This is a genomic window from Geobacillus sp. YHL, from assembly GCF_022341265.1.
In the GTDB taxonomy this organism is placed as follows: Bacteria; Bacillota; Bacilli; order Bacillales; family Anoxybacillaceae; genus Geobacillus; species Geobacillus thermoleovorans.
Map to the genome: position 1 here is coordinate 92,609 of NZ_JAEIGB010000008.1, position 22,271 is coordinate 114,879.

Genomic DNA, 22,271 nt, shown 5'->3' on the forward strand with positions numbered 1-22,271 from the left:
ATGGAGAGCAAACGCTGCTCATGGGTGTTTCGATGAACATGCGCGCCTTGAGCGGGGGAAGAAAGGCGTTTTTTTCGATAGCTCATATGGTAGGATGAAAAGATCGAACGTCTCGGTTTCCAAAAAGGGCTCCGGGGTGTTTGTGGTGGATCACAGTGGAAAGATGGTGAGGCGTCATACCATGTTCCTGAAACGATTGGATGTGATCGGCTTTAAATCGTTCGCCGACCGTGTATCGATCGAGTTTGTCCCTGGTGTGACGGCGGTCGTCGGTCCGAACGGGAGCGGCAAAAGCAACATTACCGATGCGATCCGTTGGGTGCTCGGTGAGCAATCAGCAAAATCGTTGCGCGGGGCGAAAATGGAAGACGTCATCTTCGCCGGCAGCGAATCGCGCAAGCCGCTCAATGTGGCTGAAGTGACGATCACACTCGACAATGAAGACGGCTTTTTGCCGCTTGAGTACCAGGAAGTGAGCGTGACCCGGCGCGTCTATCGCTCGGGGGAGAGCGAGTTTTTCATCAACCGCCAGCCGTGCCGTTTGAAAGACATCGTCGATTTGTTTCTCGATTCCGGGCTCGGCAAGGAGGCGTTTTCCATCATCGGCCAAGGCCGGGTCGAAGAGATTTTAAGCAGCAAACCGGAAGAGCGGCGCACGATTTTTGAAGAAGCGGCCGGCGTGTTGAAGTACAAGCTGCGGAAAAAAAAGGCGGAGGCGAAGCTAGCGGAGACGCAAGACAACTTGCACCGCGTCAACGATATTTTGCACGAGCTCGAACAGCAGCTTGAGCCGCTCCGCATGCAGGCGTCGCTCGCCAAAGAGTTTTTGGAAAAACGCGAAGAGCTCGAGCGATTTGAAGTGGCGCTGATGGTTCACGACATCGAGCAGCTGCGCGGGCAATGGAATGAGTTGAAGGAAGCGCTTGATGGGCACCAGCGGGACGAAGTGGCGCTGGCGGCGGCGTTGCAGAAAATGGAAGCCCAAATCGAACAGCTCCGCGATCAAATGACCGCCATTGACGAATCGATCGACGGTTTGCAGCAAGTGCTTCTTTTAGCCAGCGAAGAGCTTGAGAAGCTCGAAGGGCGGAAAGAAGTATTGAAAGAGAGAAAAAAGCATGCCGCGAGGCGAAAAGCGCAGCTGGACAACATAACGGCTGCACTGGCTGCGAAACGGCGCCGCTTGACGGAGCAGCTGCATGCCGAGCGGGAGGAACTCGCCCGGCTTGAGGCGGGCGCCGCAGCGCTCGAGCGGGAGCTGAAAGAAAAACAGGCTTTGTTTTCGGCGCATGAAGCCGACATTGAAGAAGAAATCGAGCGGCGAAAAGGTGATTACATCGACCTTGTTCATGAACAGGCGGCGTTGAAAAACGAACGCGCACATGTGGAGCAGGCGCTTGGCAAGCTGCATGCCAAACGGACGGCGCTCGATGAAGCGAACCGCCGCCATCTCGCCGAACGTGAACAGCTCGAGCAGAAGCGGGCGGCTTTATGGGCCGAGCAGACCCGCCTCGAACAGGCGCTGACGGAAGCGCATAACAGACAAGCCGCTCTCGCCGCGGCGCTCGCAGCGCAAAAAACGGAGCTCGAGCAGCATGAAGCGTTGCTGCATCAGGCGCGCCAATACCGGCAGCAAACCAAAGCGCGCCAGCAATGGTTGGAAGAGATGCAACATGATTATTCCGGTTTTGTCCAAGGAGTAAAAGAAGTATTAAAGGCGCGCGACCTTCTGCCCGGCATTCATGGCGCCATTGTTGAGCTCATTCGCGTGCCGGACCGCTATGAGACGGCGATTGAAACGGCGCTCGGCGGGGCGATGCAGCATATCGTCGTTGACAGCGAACAGGCGGCGCGGCAAGCGATTCACTATTTGAAAACGAACGGCTACGGGCGCGCGACGTTTTTGCCGCTTGACGTCATCCAAGCGCGCGCGCTTTCCGAACGGGAGCGGGCGGCGATTGACCGCCATCCGGCGTTTGTCGGCATCGCAAGCGAGCTCGTCGAATACGACCGCGCCTATAGGGCGGCGATCGCCCATTTGCTCGGCCATGTCATCGTGACAGCCGATTTAAAAGGCGCGAATGAGCTGGCCAAGCTTCTTCACTATCGCTATCGCCTCGTGACATTGGACGGTGATGTCGTCAGCCCTGGCGGGGCGATGACCGGCGGCGGGGCGGCGAAAAAGACCGCGTCGTTGCTAAGTCGAAACCGCGAGCTTGAGACGCTTTCGGCCAAACTGCAGGAAATGGATGAAACGATCGCTCGGCTTGAGCGGGCTGTTGCCGCAAAACGACACGAGCTGGCGGAGCAGGAAGCGCAGGCGGACGCGCTGCAAGAAGAGGTTGCGGCGCTTCGGGAGGCCCTGCAAAGACAAAAGGACGAGCAACGCGAGCTCGAATGGCAGAAAAAACGGATCGACGAGCGGCTTGCACTGTATGATGAAGAAAAGGCGAACGACGAGCGCGAAATGGCAGAGCTCAACCGCCGCCTCGGCGCCATTGACAGGCAGCTTGAGCAGCTTGCCGAGAAACTGCAGGCGATCGATGACGACATCAGCCGGCTGCAGGCGCAAAAACAGACGGAGCAAACGACGAAAGAGGCGCTCCAGGCAGCGATCACGGAGCAAAAAATCGCCTTGGCGGAAACGAAAGAGCGCGTGAAACATGCACGCCGGAAAGTGGAAGAATGGGAAGCGGAGCTTGCCGAAACGATCCGTGGGCTCAAAGAAGCAGAGCGCGAACGAGCCGCTTTGGATGCGGAAATGGAGGCGCCGGAATGGAACGAGGAAGAGATTGAGCAGCTGCGAGAGCAAAAGCTTGAGGACAAGCAAAAGACATTGGAGCTGATCGCGAGCCGTCGCGAACAGCGGCTCGATTTCCAACGCCGTCTTGAACATTTGGAACAGGAATGGAAAGAGACGAAGCGGCAGCATAAACAGCTCGCCGATGTCGTGAAAGACGAAGAAGTAAAGTTGAACCGGCTTGATGTGGAGCTTGAGAATTTGCTTGTCCGTCTGCGCGAAGAGTATGGGCTGTCGTTTGAAGCGGCTCGCTCCGCGTACCCGCTTGAGATCGGCGCCGATGAGGCGCGCAAGCGGGTGAAGCTGATCAAGCGCGCCATGGAGGAGCTCGGCACCGTCAACTTGGGGGCGATCGATGAATACGAACGAGTTTCCGAACGGCACCGCTTTTTAAGCGAGCAAAAAACCGATTTGGAAGAGGCGAAGGCGACGCTCCACCAAGTCATTGATGAAATGGACGATGAAATGAAAAAACGATTTTTCGCGACGTTTGAACAAATCCGCGCCCATTTTGGCGAGGTATTTGGCGAGCTGTTCGGCGGCGGGCGCGCCGATTTGCGGCTGACCGATCCGAACGACTTGCTTGAGACTGGGATCGACATCGTCGCTCAGCCTCCGGGGAAAAAGCTGCAACATTTAAGCTTGCTTTCCGGCGGCGAACGGGCGCTGACGGCGATCGCCCTCTTGTTTTCGATTTTAAAGGTGCGCCCGGTGCCGTTTTGCGTCCTTGATGAAGTCGAAGCGGCGCTTGATGAAGCGAACGTGCAGCGGTATGCCCAATATTTAAAACGGTTCAGCCGCGACACGCAGTTTATCGTCATCACCCATCGAAAAGGGACGATGGAAGAAGCGGACGTGCTGTACGGCGTCACGATGCAAGAATCGGGCGTCTCAAAGCTTGTTTCTGTCCGTTTGGAAGATTCGAAGGAGCTCGTGCGGTCATAATGGAAAGGAGGCGCTTTGGATGGGTTTTTTTCAAAAATGGAAAGAAAAATGGACAAAGCAAGCGGATGCCGTAACCGAAAAGTTTAAAGAAGGGCTGTCAAAAACGCGAAATTCGCTCGCCGGGAAAGTGAACGACCTCATCGCCCGTTATCGGAAAGTGGATGAAGAGTTTTTTGAAGAGCTTGAGGAAATTTTGATCGCCGCGGATGTGGGCGTCACGACCGTCATGGAACTTGTCGATGAGCTGAAAATGGAAGTGAAGCGCCGCAACATTCAAGACCCGGCGCAAATGCGCGACGTCATCGCCGAAAAGCTCGTTGACATTTACCGCGCCGGCGCCGATGACAAAGAACTTTCCGCTTTGAATATACAAGAAGGCGGGCTGACGGTCATTTTGTTCGTCGGTGTCAACGGCGTCGGCAAAACGACAACGATCGGCAAGCTCGCCCATAAGCTGAAATCGGAAGGGAAATCCGTCTTGTTGGCAGCTGGCGACACGTTCCGCGCCGGGGCGATCGAGCAGCTCGAAGCGTGGGGCGAGCGCGTTGGGGTCGACGTCATTAAGCAGGCGGCCGGCTCCGATCCAGCGGCGGTCATGTATGATGCGATTCAAGCGGCGAAAGCGCGCGGCGTTGACGTATTGTTATGCGACACGGCCGGGCGGCTGCAAAACAAAGTGAATTTAATGAAAGAGCTCGAAAAAGTGAAACGCGTCATCAGCCGCGAAATTCCGGGCGCTCCGCATGAAGTACTGCTTGTGTTGGATGCGACGACCGGGCAAAACGCGATGAGCCAAGCCAAGCTGTTTAAAGAAGCGACCGATGTGACCGGCATCGTGTTGACGAAGCTTGACGGCACGGCGAAAGGCGGCATCGTGCTTGCCATTCGCAACGAGATGGCCATCCCGGTGAAACTCGTCGGCCTCGGCGAGAAGATGGACGATTTGCAAGTGTTCGATCCAGAACAGTACGTCTACGGATTGTTTGCTGATTTGCTGGAATCATAAACAAGCCAACAGAGGGTGCTCCCAAAACAATGGAGCGCCCTTTGTTGTTACGTCCACGGGGGTGTAACCGATAAGCCCTTTGTCCGTTCCATCCCTTGACACCTTGCCGAAAAGACGGTACACTACATTTTTGTAAAGGTATTTTACTTAACAATGAGGGAGGGAGAGTCCGGTGCTGGAAAAAACGATGCGCATGAACTATTTATACGATTTTTACCAAGCGCTGTTGACGCCGAAACAGCGCAACTATATGGCGCTTTACTACTTGGACGACTACTCCCTCGGGGAAATTGCCGAACAATATGAGGTGAGCCGCCAGGCGGTGTACGATAACATCCGGCGTACAGAAGCGATGCTGGAGCAGTATGAAGAGAAGCTCGGGCTGCTGCGAAAATATGAACGGCGGCGGCAGATCATCGAGCGGCTGAAAGACTACATCAGCCGGCGCTACGGCGCTGACGCCGAATTGGCGGCGCTAGTCCGCGAGCTTGACGAACTTGATTAAAAAAGGGGGTGGCCGCCATGGCGTTTGAAGGACTGTCTGAACGTTTGCAGCAGGTGATGAACCGCATCCGCGGCAAAGGGAAAGTCACCGAAGCGGATGTCAAAGAGATGATGCGCGAAGTGCGCCTTGCGCTTTTGGAAGCTGACGTCAACTTTAAAGTCGTCAAAGATTTCATCAGACAGGTGAGCGAGCGGGCTGTCGGGCAGGAAGTGATGAAAAGCTTAACGCCGGGCCAGCAAGTGATCAAAATCGTCAAGGAAGAGCTGACGGCGTTAATGGGCGGTGAGCAAAGCCAAATCGCTGTCGCGAAGAAACCGCCGACCGTTGTGATGATGGTCGGGTTGCAAGGGGCCGGGAAAACGACGACCACCGGGAAGCTGGCCAACTTGCTGCGCAAACGGCATAACCGGAAGCCGCTTCTGGTGGCTGCCGACGTTTACCGCCCGGCGGCGATCAAACAGCTTGAGACGCTTGGCAAGCAGCTCGACATGCCTGTCTTTTCGTTAGGCGAGCACGCCAATCCGGTTGAAATCGCGAAACAGGCGCTCGAGCGGGCGAAAGAAGAGCATTATGATTACGTGCTCATCGACACAGCCGGCCGCCTCCACATTGATGAAGCGCTCATGGATGAACTGAAGCAAATGAAAGAAGCGGTCAAGCCGGATGAAATTTTCCTCGTCGTTGACGCCATGACCGGGCAAGATGCCGTCAATGTCGCACAAAGCTTCCATGAGCAGCTCGGCATCACCGGGGTGATTTTGACGAAGCTGGACGGCGACACGCGCGGCGGGGCGGCGCTGTCGATTCGCGCCGTCACCGGAGCGCCGATCAAGTTTGCTGGGATGGGCGAAAAACTTGACGCTTTGGAGCCGTTCCATCCGGAGCGAATGGCGTCGCGCATTTTAGGCATGGGCGATGTCCTGACGCTCATCGAAAAAGCGCAGGCGGCCGTCGACGAAGAGAAGGCGAAGGAGCTCGAACAAAAAATGCGCACGGCCACCTTCACGCTTGACGACTTTTTGGAGCAGCTCGGCCAAGTGCGCAAGCTCGGACCGCTTGACGAACTGATTAAAATGCTGCCGGGCGCCAACAAAATCAAAGGGCTCGCCAACATCCAAGTCGATGAAAAGCAAATCGCCCGCGTTGAGGCGATCATCCGCTCGATGACGAAAGAAGAGAAAACGCATCCGGAAATCATCAACGCTAGCCGCAAAAAGCGGATCGCCAAAGGAAGCGGCACGACGGTGCAGGAAGTAAACCGGCTTTTGAAGCAATTTGACGAGATGAAAAAAATGATGAAAATGATGACGAATATGCCAAAAGGGAAAAAGAAAGGATTCCGTTTTCCATTTATGTAAATGAAGATCTGTTAAGCGAAAAACCTTTACAAACGGAAAAAGAATTGTTAATATACTATCTTGTGTGAACTCTATACGGAGGTGCGTACTGACTATGGCAGTAAAAATTCGTTTAAAACGCATGGGGACAAAGAAAAAACCATTCTATCGCATCGTGGTAGCTGATTCGCGCTCGCCGCGCGACGGTCGTTTTATCGAAACGATCGGCACGTACGATCCGGTCGCTGAGCCGGCGCAAGTGAAAATCGATGAGGAATTGGCGCTCAAATGGCTGCAAAACGGCGCCAAACCATCGGATACGGTGCGCAGCTTGCTGTCGAAGCAAGGCATTTTAGAGAAGTTCCATAACTTGAAATACGGCAAATAAGCGAGATGCACATGAAGCCGCTCATTGAAACGATCGTCAAGGCGCTTGTCGATCATCCGGAGGCGGTGGCGGTTGAACGCCGCGAAGAAGAGACGGCCGTCATCTATGAGCTGTCCGTGCATGAAGACGACACTGGCAAAGTGATCGGCAAACAAGGGCGGACGATCCAGGCGATTCGCACGGTCGTTGCCGCCGCCGCGGCCGGATCGCCAAAGCGGGTTGTTGTGCAAGTGAAAGACAAAGGGTGAGGATGTTCCTCTCCCTTTTTTGATATGATGCCAAAGGGCGCAAAAATGGCCCGGGTGCCGTTCATTCCGTGTCAAAAGGGGGAAGAGGATGAAGCTCATTCAAACGGTTGAGGTGCGGCAAATCGTCACCGAACGGAGCAAACAAGAGCTTGCCGCCGCGTTTTTGGCGCGCAAGCAGCAGCTCGAGCGCGAGTGCGACCAGCTTCGTTTTGAACAGAAACGAATGGAGAAAAGCGGAAACTATCCGCCCGCTTTAGTGAAACAATATTTTGCCAAAGAGATCGACGAGCGGATGGAGAAAATGAAACTGCTTGAGTTTCAGCTCGAACAATTACATATGCTACCGTTAGGGAGCGAATTGAAAGAGCGGGAAGTCGAGGCGCTCGTTGAGGTGAACGTCGGCGACCGTTGGGAAGAGGTGACAAAAACGCGCGCCATCATCATTGAAGACGGCGTCGTCAAAGAGATTCGCTAAGAAGGGATGAAAGCGATGGAACGATGGTTTAATGTCGGAAAAATTGTCAATACGCACGGCATTCGCGGCGAAGTGCGCGTCATTTCGCGCACCGACTTTCCTGAAGAACGGTATAAAAAAGGAAACAAGCTGTACATTTTCCGCGAACGGGACACGGAACCGATTGAAGTCACGGTGAAAAGCCACCGCGTCCATAAATCGTTTGACTTGTTGTCGTTTGAAGGCTATGACAGCATCAACGATGTGGAACGGTTTAAGGGAGCGATGCTGAAGGTGCCGGAAAGCCAGCTCGGCGAACTCGCGGAAGGGGAATATTATTTCCATGAGATCATCGGCTGCACTGTCGTGACAGAAGGCGGGGAGACCATCGGCGCGGTAAAGGAAATTTTGACTCCAGGGGCGAACGACGTCTGGGTCGTCCGGCGCGAAGACGGATCGGAAGCGCTCATTCCGTACATTGACGAGGTCGTTTTGCACGTCGATCCGGATCGGAAAACGATCATCATCCGGCCGATGGAAGGGCTGCTCGAGTGATGCGGATCGATATTTTAACGTTGTTTCCCGGCATGTTTTCCGGGGTGTTGAGCGAGTCGATTTTAAAGAAGGCGCAAGAAAAAGGGGCCGTCGACATCCGCCTTATTGATTTTCGCGAGTTTGCCGACAACAAGCATAAAACGGTCGACGATTATCCGTATGGCGGCGGCGCCGGCATGGTGCTCAAGCCGCAGCCGATTTTTGACGCGGTGGAACACGTGACGGCTGGATCGCCTGGCGCCCGCATCATTTTGCTTTGCCCGCAAGGCGAGCGCTACACGCAAAAAAAGGCGGAAGAGCTGGCGAAAGAAACGCATTTGGTGCTCATTTGCGGCCATTACGAAGGGTATGACGAACGCATCCGCCAATATTTAGCAACCGATGAAATTTCGATCGGCGACTATATTTTAACAGGCGGGGAACTCGGCGCCATGGTCATTGTCGACAGCGTCGTCCGTCTTCTCCCCGGGGTGCTCGGCAATGAGGCGTCGCCGGTCGATGACTCGTTCAGCTCTGGGCTGCTTGAGTATCCGCAATACACAAGACCGGCCGATTTCCGCGGCATGAAAGTGCCGGATATTCTGCTTTCTGGCAACCATCAGCTCATCGCCGAGTGGCGCGAGAAGGAATCGCTCCGGCGCACGTTTTTGCGCCGTCCGGACTTGCTCGATGAATATCCGCTTACAGACAAGCAAAAGCAATGGCTGAAAGAGTGGGAAAAGGAGCGCGAATAGCTATTGCCTGAGTCAACAGTTTATGCTATCATGTCTTTTGTGTGACCTTAAGCGATTGGCTTGAGGATGGAAAACGATGTTCCGCTGCAATGAAGAGATCATTGGCATGAACATCTGTGGAAGGAGTGGATCATGATGCATCATTTAATCCAAGAGATTACGAAAGAACAACTGCGGACGGATTTGCCGGATTTCCGCCCGGGCGACACGGTGCGCGTTCATGTGAAAGTCGTCGAAGGCAACCGCGAACGCATCCAAGTGTTTGAAGGTGTCGTCATTAAACGGCGCGGAGCGGGCATCAGCGAAACGTTCACGGTCCGCAAAGTGTCCTATGGCGTCGGCGTTGAGCGCACATTCCCGGTGCATACGCCGAAAATCGCCAAGCTGGAAGTCATCCGCCGCGGGAAAGTCCGCCGCGCGAAATTGTACTACTTGCGCGAACTTCGCGGCAAAGCGGCGCGCATCAAGGAAAATACGAACGCAGCGCAATAATGGACAACGGTGGATCACAGCGGAAAAGGAGCTTGCTTTCAAGCTCCTTTTTTCACTACCGCCAATGATGATTACGGTAGTGATCCACGACTGCAAACTTTGATTTAGGTGGGTGGACAATGGAACAGAAAAAAAGCGAATGGCGTGAATGGATGAAAGCGATCGTCGTTGCCGTCTTGCTCGCCGGGGGCATCCGCTACTTTATTTTCGCTCCGATCATCGTCGACGGTTATTCGATGATGCCGACATTACATAACCATGAGCGGATGATCGTCAATAAACTGGCGTATAAAATCGGCATGCCGCACCGTTTCGATATCATTGTTTTTCACGCTGAAGAAGGGAGAGACTATATTAAGCGAGTCATCGGCCTGCCGGGCGACCGAATTGAATACAAAAATGATACGCTCTATATCAATGGCAAGCCGTATGAAGAGCCGTATTTGGACGAGTATAAAAAGCAGTTGTCCGACGGCGGTCCACTGACGGAATCGTTCACTTTGGAGGAACTGACCGGGCGAAGCACGGTGCCGCCGGGGCATTTGTTTGTCATGGGCGACAATCGCCGTTTCAGCAAAGACAGCCGCCATATCGGCTTCATTCCGATGTCCAAAGTCGTTGGCAAGGCGAATCTTGTGTATTGGCCGTTGGCTGACGCCCGGATTGTGAAATAAACGAGGCAGGTGATGCCAATGACAGTGATTCAATGGTTCCCCGGCCATATGGCGAAGGCCAAGCGGGAAGTGCAAGAAAAATTAAAGTTGATCGACGTAGCGTTTGAGCTGCTTGACGCCCGTGTGCCGATGTCCTCGCGCAACCCGATGATCGACGAGATTCTCGGACAAAAGCCGCGCCTCATTTTGCTCAATAAGGCTGATATGGCCGATGAGGCGGTGACCGAACAGTGGATCCGCTATTTCCACGATCAAGGGCGGCTGGCTTTGCCCATCGATGCTCAAAGCGGAACAGGAGTCCGGCAAATCGCGGCGGCAGCGAAAGAGATGGTGAAAGACAAATTCGAGAAAATGCGGGCGAAAGGGATTAAAAACCCGCGCCCGGTTCGGGCGCTCATCGTCGGCATCCCGAACGTCGGCAAGTCGACGCTGATCAACCGGCTCGCCGGCCGCCATATCGCGAAAACCGGCGACAAGCCGGGGGTGACAAAAGCGCAGCAATGGATCAAAGTGGGCAAAGAAATGGAGCTGCTTGATACCCCAGGCATCCTATGGCCGAAATTTGAGGATGAGGACGTGGGCTACAAGTTGGCGGTGACCGGCGCCATTAAGGACGAAATTTTAAACTTGCAGGATGTCGCCGTCTATGCGCTCCGCTTTTTGTCGACTCACTATCCCAACCGGCTTGCGGAGCGCTACGGCCTTGATGACATTCCTGATGACATCGTCGCCTTGTTTGACGCCATCGGAAGGCGGCGCGGCTGCTTGACGTCAGGCGGCGCTGTTGACTACGATAAAGTGGCTGACATCGTTTTGTATGACATCCGCACGGAAAAATTAGGCCGCTTAAGCTTTGAAACGCCCGCTTCACGGACGTAGCGCGTCCGGCGGGCGTTTTTTGCCGGCGGTGCTTTACGGTCGGCCAAACAGAGCCGATAGTAATAAGTAGAAGAGGGAGAGGAGCATGAAGCGGTATACGGTGAAAGACATTGAAGCGCTGCTTCCGAAGCTTGGCACGGACGACCCGCGCTGGGAGATGCTGCGGCAGGATGAGCGAAAAAGCGTGCAGGCGCTTCTTGCCCGTTTTGAAAGGCAGAAAGCGCGCCGGCACGCCTTCGAGCAGCGGTGGGAAGAACTAATGCGTTATGAGAGGGAACTATACGCCGCTGGCGTTAGACGGATCGCCGGCATTGATGAGGCCGGGCGCGGCCCGCTGGCCGGCCCGGTCGTCGCCGCCGCGGTCATCTTGCCGAAAGACGCCTATTTGCCGGGGCTTGACGACTCGAAGCGGCTGACGCCGGAAAAGCGCGAGGCATTGTTTGCGCAAATTGAAGCGTGCGCCGTCGCCATCGGCATCGGCATCGTCAGCGCGGCGGAGATCGATGAAAGGAATATTTACGAAGCGACAAGGCAAGCGATGGCGAAAGCGGTGAACGCCCTTTCCCCGCCGCCTGAACATTTGCTTGTTGATGCGATGGCGGTGCCGTGCCCACTGCCGCAACAGCGCCTCATAAAAGGAGACGCCAACAGCGCTTCAATCGCCGCTGCGTCGGTCATCGCCAAAGTGACGCGCGACCGGTGGATGAAAGAACTGGATCGCCGCTATCCACAATACGGGTTCGCGCGCCATATGGGCTACGGAACGCCGGAACATTTCGAGGCGATCCGCCGCTACGGCGTTACGCCTGAGCACCGTCGTTCGTTCGCACCGGTGAGGGAGGTGCTGAAGGCGAGCGAGCAGCTCTAGAAGAAGGGATGGGACGAAATGGTCGAGCGCATGGAGCGGACAATGCCAACGACCGCTGTCCGCGACGCGACATCCAGCCGGCGGTTTCAGCCGGGGCAGGCCGTCGTCGGCCGAGTGGAGCGGGTCGAGGAGATGGAAACCGGGGAGCGGGCGGCGCTCGTCCGCGCTGGCGGACAGCTTGTGCGCGCCCGTTTGGAGGCGCCGCTTGCCGTCGGACGTTTGTATTTGTTTGAAATTCACGAACGACAAGGAACAATTTATTGGAAAGCCATTCCCCTTTCCGAACCGGCGTCTGCTCCGTCAGGTGAAGAGGCGGTGCGCCGGTGGCAAAAAGCGTGGAAACTGCCGGATGCGGCGCTGCCGGTGCTCCGCCAAGCGCTGAAAGCTGGCGCGGCTGCAACGAAAGAGGAAATTGCCGCACTGACTGAAGCGGTGAAAGAGACCGGCCAGCCGGACGCGGCCGAAGACGTGCTCGCCCATTTGTTTCGCCGCCGGCTGCCGTTCTCTTCAGCCGTGTTTCGCGCGCTATGGGCAGCCAAAACCGGGGTGCCGCTCGCTGAGGGTTTGGGGAAACTGAAAGCGGCCATTGCCGCCCTTTCCGCCCATCCGGCGGCGCTTAAGCTCATCCGGGCGATGGAGAAGTTTCTTTCACCGCCGCTGTCCGCTTACGAGGCGGCCGTGCGTTTGTTGCTGTCAGGGGAGGAAGAGGCCGAAACGGCCCGCGCGCTTCTTGCCCGCCTTGGGCTCGCCCCGTTGCCGGAGGACCGCCGCTTGGCGCTTCGGGAGGCGGTGCAATGCCGCCGGTTTGCCGATATCATTCGGCAGCTCGGCTTGACGGACGAGGAGGCGTTTTTGGAACGGTGGGCCGCTCTCGATGCTGCCTATCAAAGCGGAGCGCTGCCCGCCGTGGAAGCGAAGTTGTGGGCGGCCGCTCGAGCGACGAGAGATCCGGCGCTGTCGCTGTTTTGCTGGCTGAGGCGAGCGGCCGTGCGGCTTGGGCTTGAGGACGAGGCGGCGCTCGTCCGTGTCGGGAAAATCGAGGATTTGCCTTCCGCCCCGTCGTTGAAACGGCTGCTTCTTCGCTTTCTTCATGAATCGGGGAGCGAAGGGGCCAAGAGGGCGGCCGAAGCGATTCTCGACCAGCTCGATGGCATGGCCATCGCTGCTGGCGGCGATGGGCTCATTGAGCACGTATGGATTTCGTTTCCATTGCCGCTTGGCGGCCGCAGCAGCGATTTTGCTGTGTGCTGGCAAGGAAGGAGGAAACAAGGCGGGCCGCTTGATGCCGATTACAACCGCATTGTTTGTTGCCTGACGCTTGAAGAGCTGGGAGAGGTGATCGTTGATATGCGCGTGCAACGACGGATCGTCCACATCTCCATTTTTCACGATGATCCGCGGTTGGCGGTTGCTGCCGCTCGGATGGCTCCGCTTGTCAAAGAGCGGTTTCAGGCGCACGGCTATGCGCTTTCAGGCATTGATGTAAAGGCAACGCGTTCCGCCCCTCCTCCGCCTTCCGTTTTTCTGTTTGCCGACAGTTGCAGCGAGGTGGATTGCCAAGCATGAACGAGGAGCGGAAAAAAGCAGTCGCCTTGTCTTACGATGCGGCACTTGACGCAGCTCCGATCGTCAAGGCGAAAGGGGTTGGCAAGGTCGCCGAAGCGATCATCGCCGCCGCCCGGCAGCACGGCGTGCCGATTCGCCAAGATCCGACGCTTGTTGAGCTGCTGGGGAAAGTGGAGATCAACGAAATGATCCCGGAGGAGCTGTACGCCTTAGTGGCTGAATTGTTCGCGTTTTTGTATCAGCTTGATCAGGAAGCGAAAGGAGAAAGAGCGGGGAAGGGGTAATTTTCCTATTCCCCGCTTTCTTAATTTTGCGGCGAAACGGTGGACAAGCGCGAAATGTTAGGTATAAAATGAAAGCGCTAAGACTTTTTTGATTTTATACATAGGAGGTTGGCGCATGAACATTCATGAATACCAAGCAAAAGAAATTTTGCGAAGCTATGGTGTGAGCGTGCCGAACGGCCGCGTCGCGTTCACGGTGGATGAAGCGGTCGAAGCGGCGAAAGAGCTCGGCGCGCCGGTGTGTGTCGTCAAAGCGCAAATTCATGCCGGCGGGCGCGGCAAAGCGGGCGGGGTGAAAGTGGCAAAAAGCCTCGAGGAAGTCCGTACATACGCCAGCGAATTGCTCGGCAAAGTGCTCGTCACCCATCAAACCGGCCCGGAAGGAAAAGAAGTGAAACGGCTGTTGATTGAAGAAGGGTGCGACATCCAAAAAGAATACTACATCGGCCTTGTCGTCGACCGCGCCACCTCGCGCGTCGTGTTAATGGGGTCGGAAGAAGGCGGAACGGAAATCGAAGAAGTGGCGGCGAAAACGCCGGAGAAAATTTTTAAAGAATACATCGATCCAGCCGTCGGGCTCCAAGCGTTCCAAGCGCGCCGATTGGCTTTCAACATCAACATTCCGAAGCATCTCGTCAACCAAGCGGTCAAATTTATGATGGGCTTGTACCAAGTGTTTGTCGATAAAGACTGCTCGATCGCCGAAATCAACCCGCTTGTCGTCACCGGCGACGGCAAAGTGATGGCGCTTGATGCGAAGCTGAATTTCGATTCAAACGCCTTATACCGCCATCCGGACATCCTTGAATACCGCGACTTGGATGAAGAAGACCCGAAAGAAGTCGAAGCGTCGAAATACGACTTGAACTACATCGCTCTTGACGGCAACATCGGCTGCATGGTCAACGGCGCCGGCTTGGCGATGGCGACAATGGACATCATCAAATATTACGGAGGCGAGCCGGCCAACTTCCTCGATGTCGGCGGCGGCGCCAGCGAGGAAAAAGTAAGGGAAGCGTTCAAAATCATTTTGTCCGACCCGAACGTCAAAGGCATTTTCGTCAACATTTTCGGCGGCATTATGAAATGCGATGTCATCGCGAGCGGCATCGTCGCGGCGACGAAGCAAGTCGGTTTGACGCTTCCGCTTGTCGTCCGGCTTGAAGGAACGAACGTTGAGCTTGGGAAAAAGATTTTGCAAGAGTCAGGCTTAAACATTATTGCGGCCGAATCGATGGCGGACGGAGCACAAAAAATCGTCGAGCTAGTACGTTAAGAAAGCGAGGGAGACACGTGAGCGTTTTTGTCAATAAAGACACGAAAGTGATCGTGCAAGGGATTACCGGTTCGCAAGGGCTGTTCCATACAAAGCAGATGATCGAGTACGGGACGAACATCGTCGGCGGCGTCACGCCGGGCAAAGGCGGCACGGAAGTCGAAGGCGTGCCGGTGTTTGACACTGTTTCGGAAGCGGTCGAAAGAACGGGAGCGAACGCCTCGGTCATTTACGTTCCGCCGGCCTTCGCTGCGGATGCCATCATGGAAGCGGTCGACGCGGGACTCGACCTTGTCGTTTGCATCACCGAAGGCATTCCGGTGCTTGATATGGTGAAAGTGAAACGGTACATGGAGGGCAAAAAGACGCGCCTCATCGGCCCGAACTGCCCGGGCGTCATTACGCCGGAAGAGTGCAAAATCGGCATTATGCCGGGCTATATCCATAAAAAAGGACATGTCGGCATTGTTTCCCGTTCCGGCACGCTGACGTACGAAGCCGTTCACCAACTGACGCAAGCCGGCATCGGCCAGTCGACGGCGGTCGGCATCGGCGGCGACCCGGTCAACGGCACAAACTTCATCGATGTGTTGAAGGCGTTTAATGAAGACGAAGAAACGTACGCGGTCATTATGATCGGCGAAATCGGCGGCACGGCGGAAGAAGAAGCGGCCGAATGGGTGAAAGCGAACATGACGAAACCGGTCGTCGGCTTTATCGGCGGGCAAACGGCGCCTCCGGGCAAACGGATGGGCCATGCCGGCGCGATCATTTCCGGCGGCAAAGGCACGGCCGCAGAGAAAATCAAAAAAATGACCGAATGCGGCATTAAAGTGGCGGAAACGCCGGCCGTCATCGGCGAAACGCTCATTTCTGTGCTGAAAGAACGCGGCTTGTACGAAAAATGCAAAACGCACTAATGGTTTGGCCCCGCACGTCCTCGTGCGGGGTGTTGCATATCATGCTATAGATGCAATTTGAAGCTTTACCATTTGCCGCTTTTACAGAGCAATTGGATCGACTGTCGGGCGACCGAACAACGCTGCTTAAAGACCCATGTATGGGTCTGTGAAGCGTGTGGCTGTTCGGTCTTCCGTCACGCCAAGGCGTGACGAGGAAGCCTGCGGCTTGCCTCCGACAGTCGAAAAAATAGACAGGCGGCTTTTCCGTCAAGGATATGTTAAACGTTTTCGTTGCACCTATAGATCCATATGCTGAAGGTGAAAAAAGAAAGGGGAGCAGTATGTACGATACGGTCCGCGACCGACTTATCCATCTCCATCATTGCCGCGGGGCGGGATGGAAGACGATTCATTCCTTGCTTAAGGCTGATCCGACGCTCACCGCTCCATTTTCTCTGCCTCCTCATGATCTCCGCCCGCTCGTTCCGCTTTCCGACGCTCAATGGACCGCTTTTTTTCATGATTTGCATTCCATCGATGTGCAACGTGTGATAAAAACATATAAGGGCCGGTGCATTCGTGTGATCACTGTATTTGATTCCGACTATCCACCGCTGCTTAAATATATATACGCCCCGCCGTGGGTGCTGTATGCAAAGGGGGACTCCGCTTTGCTTCAGGAGCGGAAACTGATCAGCATCGTCGGCACGAGGCGGCCGACGAAGGAAGGAATCGAAGCGTTGAACAAATTGGTGCCGCCGCTTGTTGCCGCCGGCTTTACGATCGTCAGCGGGCTCGCGTTTGGGATTGACGTGTGCGCCCACCAACTTGCCGTCCAGCATGGCGGGTCGACGATCGCCGTCATCGCCGGTGGGCTGGACCACATTTATCCGAAAGAACATCGACCGTTCGCCACCCGGCTGATGAACGAACAGTTGGTCATCGCTGAGCATCCGCCGGCAACGCGCCCACAGGCATGGCAGTTTCCCGCGCGCAATCGCATCATCAGCGGGCTGTCGCTCGGCACGCTTGTCGTGCAGGCGAAGCGAAAAAGCGGTTCGCTCATTACCGCCGCGTATGCGCTTGAGCAAGGGCGGGAAGTGTTCGCCGTCCCCGGCCCGATCGGTTTGGCGGAATCCGCCGGGCCGAATACGCTCATTCAGCACGGGGCAAAACTAGTGCAAGAAGCGGCGGACATTTTGGATGAATTCCCGTACGTGTAATGCACATGTTTGACAAATGCGGCAATAATCATTAATAATAATGAAGATTTCAATTTACCTCCTAGGGGTGGAAGATGGATGTCAGACTACTTAGTTATCGTCGAATCGCCAACGAAAGCGAAGACGATCGAACGATACTTGGGAAAAAAATATACAGTCAAAGCGTCGATGGGCCACGTCCGCGATTTGCCAAAAAGCCAAATGGGCGTTGATATAGACCACGGCTACGAGCCGAAATACATTACGATCCGCGGCAAAGGCCAGGTGATCAAAGAGTTGAAAACGGCGGCGAAAAAAGCGAAAAAAGTGTTTCTTGCCGCCGACCCCGATCGCGAAGGAGAGGCGATCGCCTGGCATTTGGCCCACATGCTCGATCTGGACATTCACTCTGATTGCCGCGTTGTCTTTCATGAGATCACGAAGGATGCTATTCAGCAATCGTTTCAGCAGCCGCGCGCGATCAATATGAATCTTGTTGACGCCCAGCAGGCGCGGCGCGTGCTCGACCGCCTCGTCGGCTATAACATCAGCCCGCTCTTATGGAAAAAGGTGAAAAAAGGATTAAGCGCCGGCCGCGTCCAATCGGTGGCGCTGCGCCTCATCATCGATCGGGAACGAGAAATTCGCGAATTTCAGCCGGAAGAATATTGGACGATTCAAGCGACGTTTCAAAAAGAAGGAGAGACGTTTGCCGCCTCGTTTTACAGTATTGACGGACAAAAGCGCGATTTAAAGACGGAGGCGGATGTGAAAGCCGTGCTGGACCGCTTAAACGGAACGGCATTTGCGGTGAAAACGGTGACAAAACGAGAGCGCAAGCGCAGCCCCGTGCCGCCGTTTACGACGTCGTCGCTTCAGCAGGAAGCGGCGCGCAAACTGAATTTCCGGACGAAAAAGACGATGATGATCGCCCAGCAGCTGTACGAAGGAATCGATCTTGGCAGCGAAGGGACGGTCGGTTTGATCACGTATATGCGCACCGATTCAACGCGCGTCGCCGAGACGGCGCAGCAAGAGGCGGCGGCATATATCGAGGCGACGTTCGGCGCTATGTATGTCAACCAGGAAAAGCGGAAAGAGAAGAAAAGCACGAACGCCCAAGACGCCCACGAAGCGATTCGCCCGACATCGGCATTTCGCGATCCGGACAAAGTGAAACCGTATTTGACGCGCGACCAGTTTCGGTTGTATAAACTCATTTGGGAACGGTTCATCGCCAGTCAAATGGCGGCCGCCGTGCTTGACACCATGAGCGTCGAGTTGGAAAACAACGGTGTCGTGTTCCGCGCCAGCGGCTCGAAGGTGAAATTTCCAGGGTTTATGAAAGTGTATATTGAAGGAACGGACGATCAAACGGAAGAGCAGGACCGTATCCTCCCGGATTTGGAAGAAGAGGAAACGGTTGAGAGCGAAACGATCGAATCGAAGCAGCACTTTACTCAGCCGCCGCCGCGCTACACGGAAGCCCGCCTCGTCAAAACGTTGGAGGAACTCGGCATCGGCCGCCCGTCGACGTATGCCCCGACGCTTGATACGATCCAAAAACGCAACTATGTCGTCCTTGAGAACAAGCGGTTTGTCCCGACCGAGCTCGGCGAAATCGTTGTAGAGCTGATGCTCGAATTTTTCCCGGAAATTATCGATGTCGAGTTTACGGCGAAAATGGAAAAAGAATTGGACGAAATTGAAGAAGGGAAAGTGGAATGGATCAAAGTCGTCGACGAGTTTTACCGCGAATTTGAAAAACGGTTGAAAGTGGCGGAAAAAGAAATGCGCGCAGTTGAGATTAAGGATGAGCCGGCCGGCATTGACTGCGAGGTGTGCGGCAGTCCGATGGTGTACAAAATGGGCCGTTTCGGCAAGTTTATCGCCTGCTCGAATTTTCCGGAATGCCGCCATACGAAGCCGATTGTCAAAGAAATCGGCGTCAAGTGCCCGAAATGCCGCGAGGGCAACATCGTCGAGCGCAGCACGAAAAGAAAGCGGGTGTTTTACGGCTGCGACCGTTTCCCGGATTGCGACTTCGTCTCGTGGGATAAACCGCTCGCCCGCCCGTGTCCGAAATGCGCGGGGCTGCTTGTGGAGAAAGTGCTGAAAAAAGGTGTGCAAGTGCAATGCACGGCGTGCGACTATGAAGAGCGGCTAGAAGCTTGAATAGGCATCGGATACAATTCAGAATTTTATAAAAAAACAGTTGCATTCATGCGGATGAATATGGTACGATGTAGTAGCCGTTGCGGGGTGAGGCGATGGAGAATTCGAAACTTGCGTTACAATTATTCATGGAATATTTACAAATCGAGAAAAATTATTCACAATATACTATTGTGTGTTACCGGCGTGACATTGAGCAGTTTTTCCGGTTTATGGATGAGGAAGGAATCGGCGCGCTCAATGAAGTGTCCTACAGCGACGTTCGTTTATATTTGACGAAACTATACGAGCAACAGTTGGCCAGCCGTTCGGTCGCCCGCAAAATTTCGAGTCTGCGCAGCTTTTACAAGTTTTTGTTGCGCGAAGGGCGGGCGGCCGAAAACCCGTTTGCGCTCGCGACACTGCCGAAAAAAGAGCAAAAAATTCCTAATTTTTTATACCCAAAAGAATTAGAAGCATTGTTTCTTGTCAATGATGAAAATACGGCCCTAGGCCAGCGCAATGCGGCGCTGCTTGAGTTGTTGTACGCGACTGGCGCTCGGGTTAGTGAATGTTGTCACATACAGCTGTCTGATGTCGATTTTGTTGCGGAAACCGTGCTCATTCACGGCAAAGGAAACAAGCAGCGCTACGTTCCGTTCGGCCGTCCGGCCCGCGAAGCGCTTGAACGGTATATCCATAGGGGCCGACGCGAACTGACAAGAAAGCTGCCGGCGGACCACCGCTATTTATTTGTCAACGCCCGAGGCAATCCGCTCACGCCTCGGGGAGTGCGCCATATTTTGGATCGGATTGTCGAAGCCGCTGCGCTGACGCAAAACATCAGCCCGCACGTGCTTCGGCATACGTTTGCGACTCATTTGCTCAACGAAGGGGCCGATCTCCGTTCGGTGCAGGAACTGCTCGGTCATGCGCATTTGTCATCGACGCAAGTGTATACACATGTAACGAAAGACCGGCTGCGGCATATTTATTTGCAGGCGCATCCGCGGGCGTAACCCGCAGGCAAGGAGGGGAAATGATGGGAGCCTTTCATGCGACGACAATTTTTGCCATCCGCCATAACGGCGCATCCGCCATGGCTGGAGACGGCCAAGTGACGTTCGGCAATGCGGTCGTCATGAAGCATACAGCGAAAAAAGTGCGGCGGCTGTTCCAAGGAAACGTGCTCGCCGGTTTTGCCGGCTCCGTCGCTGACGCGTTTACGCTGTTTGAAATGTTTGAAGGCAAGCTCGAACAATGGAATGGCAACTTGCCGCGCGCGGCGGTTGAGCTGGCGAAAGAGTGGCGGAGCGATAAAGTGTTGCGCCGCCTCGAGGCGATGCTCATTGTTATGGACCAACAGCATTTGTTGCTTGTCTCCGGCACGGGCGAAGTGATTGAGCCGGATGATGGCATGCTTGCCATCGGCTCGGGCGGTCAGTATGCGTTGGCTGCTGGGCGTGCGTTGAAGAAGTACGCCGGCGGCTCGATGACCGCGAAAGAGATTGCCAAGGCGGCGCTCGAGATCGCTGCTGACATTTGCGTTTATACGAACGGCCATATTATTGTCGAAGAGCTGTAAAAAGGAGGAGGCCGATGATGGCGGAAACGTTGACTCCACGGCAGATTGTCGAAAAGCTCGATCAGTTCATCGTCGGGCAAAAAGAGGCAAAAAAGGCGGTGGCGATCGCGCTTCGCAACCGGTACCGCCGCAGTTTGCTCGATGAAAAACTGCGCGATGAAGTAATGCCGAAAAACATTTTAATGATCGGCCCGACCGGGGTCGGGAAGACGGAGATCGCCCGCCGTCTCGCGAAGCTCGTCGGCGCGCCGTTTATCAAGGTTGAGGCGACGAAATTTACGGAAGTCGGTTATGTCGGGCGCGACGTCGAATCGATGGTGCGCGATTTGGTGGAAACGTCAGTTCGGATCGTGAAAGAACGAAAAATGAACGAGGTGAAAGACCGAGCTGAACAACAGGCGAACAAGCGGCTCGTTGAACTGCTCGTTCCGGGCAAGCCAAAGCAGACAATCAAAAATCCGCTTGAGTTGCTGTTTGGCGGCCAAGGAGCCCAAGCGGACAACAGCTACAGCCATGAGGATGAACAGGTGGAACAAAAGCGGCGCCAAGTTGCTTGGCAGTTGGCAAACGGGCAGTTGGAAAACGAGATGGTGACGATTGAAATCGAGGAACAGACGCCGTTATGGTTTGACTTTTTGCAAGGGGCAGGCATTGAGCAGATGGGGATGAACATGCAGGACGCCTTGAGCAGCCTCATGCCGAAGCGGCGCAAAAAGCGGCGCCTGAAAGTGAGTGAAGCGCGCAAGGTGCTCATCAATGAAGAAGCGCAAAAACTGATCGACATGGATGAAGTGACGCAAGAGGCGGTCCGCCTCGCCGAACAGTCGGGCATCATCTTTATCGATGAAATTGATAAAATTGCCCGCAGCGGGGCGGTGTCCGGCTCGGCCGACGTCTCGCGCGAAGGGGTGCAGCGCGACATTTTGCCAATTGTCGAAGGGTCGACCGTCATGACGAAGTACGGACCGGTGAAAACAGACCATATTTTATTCATCGCCGCCGGCGCGTTTCATATGGCGAAGCCGTCCGACTTGATCCCTGAGCTGCAAGGCCGGTTTCCGATCCGCGTCGAGTTGGCGAAACTTTCGGTTGACGATTTCGTAAGTATATTGGTCGAGCCGAATAATGCGCTCATTAAACAATATCAGGCACTTTTGGCAACAGAAGGTATAAGTCTTGAATTTTCTGACGATGCTATTCGTAAGATTGCCGAAGTGGCCTTCGAAGTCAACCAGACGACCGACAACATCGGCGCGCGCCGGCTGCATACGATTTTGGAAAAACTGCTTGAGGATTTGCTGTTTGAAGCGCCCGATATCGGGCTCGACAAAGTCGTCATCACGCCGCAATACGTTGAGCAAAAACTCGGCAGCATCGTCAAAAACAAAGATTTGAGCGAATTTATTTTATGAGGAGG

Annotated in this window: 22 protein-coding genes; all 22 read left to right on the top strand. The window is 55.0% G+C overall.

Annotation, left to right across the window (positions count from 1 at the left end):
• The first annotated feature begins 181 nt into the window (after positions 1-181).
• The 22 genes from smc to hslU all read left to right on the top strand — a co-directional run bounded on the left by smc (position 182) and on the right by hslU (position 22,266).
• A complete protein-coding gene (smc, locus tag JCR24_RS09535; protein WP_238980513.1) occupies positions 182-3,745 on the top strand; it encodes a chromosome segregation protein SMC in 3,564 nt (1,187 codons plus the stop codon).
• 19 nt (positions 3,746-3,764) lie between these two features.
• A complete protein-coding gene (ftsY, locus tag JCR24_RS09540) occupies positions 3,765-4,751 on the top strand; it encodes a signal recognition particle-docking protein FtsY (protein ID WP_013523383.1) in 987 nt (328 codons plus the stop codon).
• A gap of 172 nt (positions 4,752-4,923) precedes the next feature.
• Positions 4,924-5,256, top strand: a complete 333-nt coding sequence (locus tag JCR24_RS09545) for a putative DNA-binding protein (RefSeq protein WP_011230695.1) — start codon at positions 4,924-4,926, stop codon at positions 5,254-5,256.
• 17 nt (positions 5,257-5,273) lie between these two features.
• Positions 5,274-6,614, top strand: a complete 1,341-nt coding sequence (gene ffh / locus JCR24_RS09550; RefSeq protein WP_011230696.1) for a signal recognition particle protein — start codon at positions 5,274-5,276, stop codon at positions 6,612-6,614.
• A gap of 94 nt (positions 6,615-6,708) precedes the next feature.
• Positions 6,709-6,981 (top strand): 30S ribosomal protein S16, encoded by a 273-nt coding sequence (gene rpsP, locus JCR24_RS09555; RefSeq protein WP_011230697.1) that lies wholly within the window; start codon positions 6,709-6,711, stop codon positions 6,979-6,981.
• An 11-nt stretch (positions 6,982-6,992) separates the two neighbouring features.
• On the top strand, positions 6,993-7,229 hold the full coding sequence (locus JCR24_RS09560) for a KH domain-containing protein (protein WP_011230698.1): 237 nt from the start codon (positions 6,993-6,995) through the stop codon (positions 7,227-7,229).
• Positions 7,230-7,317: 88 nt separating this feature from the next.
• The gene (locus tag JCR24_RS09565; RefSeq protein WP_011230699.1) at positions 7,318-7,704 is read left to right on the top strand and encodes a YlqD family protein; all 387 of its coding nucleotides are present in this window, start codon (positions 7,318-7,320) and stop codon (positions 7,702-7,704) included.
• A 15-nt stretch (positions 7,705-7,719) separates the two neighbouring features.
• Positions 7,720-8,238, top strand: a complete 519-nt coding sequence (rimM, locus tag JCR24_RS09570; RefSeq protein ID WP_015374399.1) for a ribosome maturation factor RimM — start codon at positions 7,720-7,722, stop codon at positions 8,236-8,238.
• Positions 8,238-8,972 carry a tRNA (guanosine(37)-N1)-methyltransferase TrmD gene (trmD, locus tag JCR24_RS09575; protein ID WP_011230701.1) on the top strand — a complete coding sequence of 245 codons (735 nt, stop codon included), beginning with the start codon at positions 8,238-8,240 and terminating at the stop codon, positions 8,970-8,972. The genes rimM and trmD overlap by 1 nt, the downstream gene beginning before the upstream one ends.
• Positions 8,973-9,107: 135 nt before the next feature.
• Positions 9,108-9,464, top strand: a complete 357-nt coding sequence (gene rplS, locus JCR24_RS09580) for a 50S ribosomal protein L19 (protein ID WP_013145772.1) — start codon at positions 9,108-9,110, stop codon at positions 9,462-9,464.
• Between the two features lie 119 nt (positions 9,465-9,583).
• Positions 9,584-10,138 carry a signal peptidase I gene (lepB, locus tag JCR24_RS09585; RefSeq protein WP_011230703.1) on the top strand — a complete coding sequence of 185 codons (555 nt, stop codon included), beginning with the start codon at positions 9,584-9,586 and terminating at the stop codon, positions 10,136-10,138.
• Positions 10,139-10,150: 12 nt separating this feature from the next.
• Positions 10,151-11,017, top strand: coding sequence for a ribosome biogenesis GTPase YlqF (ylqF, locus tag JCR24_RS09590; RefSeq protein WP_013145770.1), 867 nt, complete (start codon positions 10,151-10,153; stop codon positions 11,015-11,017).
• Between the two features lie 85 nt (positions 11,018-11,102).
• Entirely contained in the window at positions 11,103-11,885 is a 783-nt protein-coding gene (locus tag JCR24_RS09595; RefSeq protein WP_238980514.1) for a ribonuclease HII, read from the top strand.
• 18 nt (positions 11,886-11,903) lie between these two features.
• Entirely contained in the window at positions 11,904-13,451 is a 1,548-nt protein-coding gene (locus JCR24_RS09600) for a flagellar hook-length control protein FliK (RefSeq protein ID WP_238980515.1), read from the top strand.
• Positions 13,448-13,735: an EscU/YscU/HrcU family type III secretion system export apparatus switch protein gene (locus JCR24_RS09605; protein WP_011230707.1), complete on the top strand. Its 288-nt coding sequence runs from the start codon at positions 13,448-13,450 to the stop codon at positions 13,733-13,735. The genes JCR24_RS09600 and JCR24_RS09605 overlap by 4 nt, the downstream gene beginning before the upstream one ends.
• Before the next feature lie 115 nt (positions 13,736-13,850).
• Positions 13,851-15,011, top strand: a complete 1,161-nt coding sequence (gene sucC / locus JCR24_RS09610; protein ID WP_011230708.1) for an ADP-forming succinate--CoA ligase subunit beta — start codon at positions 13,851-13,853, stop codon at positions 15,009-15,011.
• A 17-nt stretch (positions 15,012-15,028) separates the two neighbouring features.
• Entirely contained in the window at positions 15,029-15,931 is a 903-nt protein-coding gene (gene sucD, locus JCR24_RS09615; RefSeq protein WP_011230709.1) for a succinate--CoA ligase subunit alpha, read from the top strand.
• Between the two features lie 323 nt (positions 15,932-16,254).
• Complete coding sequence (dprA, locus tag JCR24_RS09620) at positions 16,255-17,136, top strand: DNA-processing protein DprA (RefSeq protein WP_014195444.1); 882 nt, start codon at positions 16,255-16,257, stop codon at positions 17,134-17,136.
• A gap of 78 nt (positions 17,137-17,214) precedes the next feature.
• A complete protein-coding gene (topA, locus tag JCR24_RS09625; protein ID WP_011230711.1) occupies positions 17,215-19,290 on the top strand; it encodes a type I DNA topoisomerase in 2,076 nt (691 codons plus the stop codon).
• A 95-nt stretch (positions 19,291-19,385) separates the two neighbouring features.
• Positions 19,386-20,288 (top strand): tyrosine recombinase XerC, encoded by a 903-nt coding sequence (gene xerC, locus JCR24_RS09630; protein ID WP_021321701.1) that lies wholly within the window; start codon positions 19,386-19,388, stop codon positions 20,286-20,288.
• 23 nt (positions 20,289-20,311) lie between these two features.
• Positions 20,312-20,854, top strand: a complete 543-nt coding sequence (gene hslV / locus JCR24_RS09635; protein WP_238980516.1) for an ATP-dependent protease subunit HslV — start codon at positions 20,312-20,314, stop codon at positions 20,852-20,854.
• 17 nt (positions 20,855-20,871) lie between these two features.
• Positions 20,872-22,266, top strand: coding sequence for an ATP-dependent protease ATPase subunit HslU (hslU, locus tag JCR24_RS09640; RefSeq protein WP_238980517.1), 1,395 nt, complete (start codon positions 20,872-20,874; stop codon positions 22,264-22,266).
• The last annotated feature ends 5 nt before the right edge of the window (positions 22,267-22,271 follow it).

Bases quoted from the DNA above. Each gene is read 5' to 3' on its own strand.
- smc (WP_238980513.1), top strand. From the start codon at position 182: ATGTTCCTGAAACGATTGGATGTGATCGGCTTTAAATCGTTCGCCGAC.
- ftsY (WP_013523383.1), top strand. From the start codon at position 3,765: ATGGGTTTTTTTCAAAAATGGAAAGAAAAATGGACAAAGCAAGCGGAT.
- ffh (WP_011230696.1), top strand. From the start codon at position 5,274: ATGGCGTTTGAAGGACTGTCTGAACGTTTGCAGCAGGTGATGAACCGC.
- rpsP (WP_011230697.1), top strand. From the start codon at position 6,709: ATGGCAGTAAAAATTCGTTTAAAACGCATGGGGACAAAGAAAAAACCA.
- JCR24_RS09560 (WP_011230698.1), top strand. From the start codon at position 6,993: ATGAAGCCGCTCATTGAAACGATCGTCAAGGCGCTTGTCGATCATCCG.
- JCR24_RS09565 (WP_011230699.1), top strand. From the start codon at position 7,318: ATGAAGCTCATTCAAACGGTTGAGGTGCGGCAAATCGTCACCGAACGG.
- rimM (WP_015374399.1), top strand. From the start codon at position 7,720: ATGGAACGATGGTTTAATGTCGGAAAAATTGTCAATACGCACGGCATT.
- trmD (WP_011230701.1), top strand. From the start codon at position 8,238: ATGCGGATCGATATTTTAACGTTGTTTCCCGGCATGTTTTCCGGGGTG.
- rplS (WP_013145772.1), top strand. From the start codon at position 9,108: ATGCATCATTTAATCCAAGAGATTACGAAAGAACAACTGCGGACGGAT.
- lepB (WP_011230703.1), top strand. From the start codon at position 9,584: ATGGAACAGAAAAAAAGCGAATGGCGTGAATGGATGAAAGCGATCGTC.
- ylqF (WP_013145770.1), top strand. From the start codon at position 10,151: ATGCCAATGACAGTGATTCAATGGTTCCCCGGCCATATGGCGAAGGCC.
- JCR24_RS09595 (WP_238980514.1), top strand. From the start codon at position 11,103: ATGAAGCGGTATACGGTGAAAGACATTGAAGCGCTGCTTCCGAAGCTT.
- JCR24_RS09600 (WP_238980515.1), top strand. From the start codon at position 11,904: ATGGTCGAGCGCATGGAGCGGACAATGCCAACGACCGCTGTCCGCGAC.
- JCR24_RS09605 (WP_011230707.1), top strand. From the start codon at position 13,448: ATGAACGAGGAGCGGAAAAAAGCAGTCGCCTTGTCTTACGATGCGGCA.
- sucC (WP_011230708.1), top strand. From the start codon at position 13,851: ATGAACATTCATGAATACCAAGCAAAAGAAATTTTGCGAAGCTATGGT.
- dprA (WP_014195444.1), top strand. From the start codon at position 16,255: ATGTACGATACGGTCCGCGACCGACTTATCCATCTCCATCATTGCCGC.
- topA (WP_011230711.1), top strand. From the start codon at position 17,215: ATGTCAGACTACTTAGTTATCGTCGAATCGCCAACGAAAGCGAAGACG.
- xerC (WP_021321701.1), top strand. From the start codon at position 19,386: ATGGAGAATTCGAAACTTGCGTTACAATTATTCATGGAATATTTACAA.
- hslV (WP_238980516.1), top strand. From the start codon at position 20,312: ATGGGAGCCTTTCATGCGACGACAATTTTTGCCATCCGCCATAACGGC.
- hslU (WP_238980517.1), top strand. From the start codon at position 20,872: ATGGCGGAAACGTTGACTCCACGGCAGATTGTCGAAAAGCTCGATCAG.